Source organism: Bartonella sp. AP58NXGY (assembly GCF_042195785.1).
Lineage (GTDB): Bacteria > Pseudomonadota > Alphaproteobacteria > Rhizobiales > Rhizobiaceae > Bartonella.
Genome location: NZ_JBHIOY010000278.1, coordinates 429 through 679 on the forward strand (window position 1 = coordinate 429; position 251 = coordinate 679).

The 251-nt window shown below is 42.2% G+C and carries 1 pseudogene; it reads right to left on the reverse strand.

Going from position 1 to position 251, the window contains the following annotated elements:
* Nucleotides 1-8: 8 nt before the first annotated feature.
* Nucleotides 9-251 (reverse strand): annotated as a pseudogene (locus tag ACFINC_RS10930) (CDP-diacylglycerol--serine O-phosphatidyltransferase); the annotation flags it as partial.

Consider the following 251-nt stretch of genomic DNA (forward strand, 5'->3'; position numbering starts at 1 on the left):
ACTCTCTAAAGACTAAAAAACAAGGCCCACCCCCGCTTGGGGACCAAACCAAGAGCACCTAAATAGGTAGGTAATAAAAGGAGTAACGCTCCTGCAGGTGCAGGAACACCAACAAAATAACTTTTCTGCCATTGTGGGATATCAGCATTATCCAACATCACATTAAAACGCGCTAATCGCAAACAACAAGCAACACAATAAACAAGAGCTGCAACCCAACCAATGTGGTGTGCTTGATTCAAAATAAAAGA